This is a genomic window from Microbacterium sp. GbtcB4, from assembly GCF_019091465.1.
Classification (GTDB): domain Bacteria; phylum Actinomycetota; class Actinomycetes; order Actinomycetales; family Microbacteriaceae; genus Microbacterium; species Microbacterium paraoxydans.
Window position 1 is genome coordinate 1 of sequence record NZ_JAGXJJ010000434.1, and the last position, 242, is coordinate 242.

Annotated in this window: 1 protein-coding gene; it reads left to right on the forward strand. The window is 82.6% G+C overall.

Translation table 11 applies throughout. The annotated features are described in order from the left end of the window. Positions 1–242, forward strand: a 242-nt coding sequence (locus KVS71_RS18380) for a hypothetical protein (protein WP_217585256.1), incomplete at both ends; no start/stop codon positions are given.

The window sequence follows — 242 nt, forward strand, 5'->3', positions numbered from 1 at the left end:
GAGACGGAGCCCCCGGGGTGGGGGGCCGACGCGGAGGCGGCGATCGCCCGCCTGGTGTCGCCCTTCCGGGGCGGGTTCGGCGAGGGCGTCGAGACGGACGAGGGCGCCGCCGGCAGCCCCGGACCCGCGCCCGCGCGCGCCACCGCCGGCGACGGCCAGGCGGGAGCCCGGGCCGACCACGAGGCGGCGCCGACGCCGGGGATCGTCTCCGGATCCGAGCTGCAGGGCCGCGGCGTCAGCCC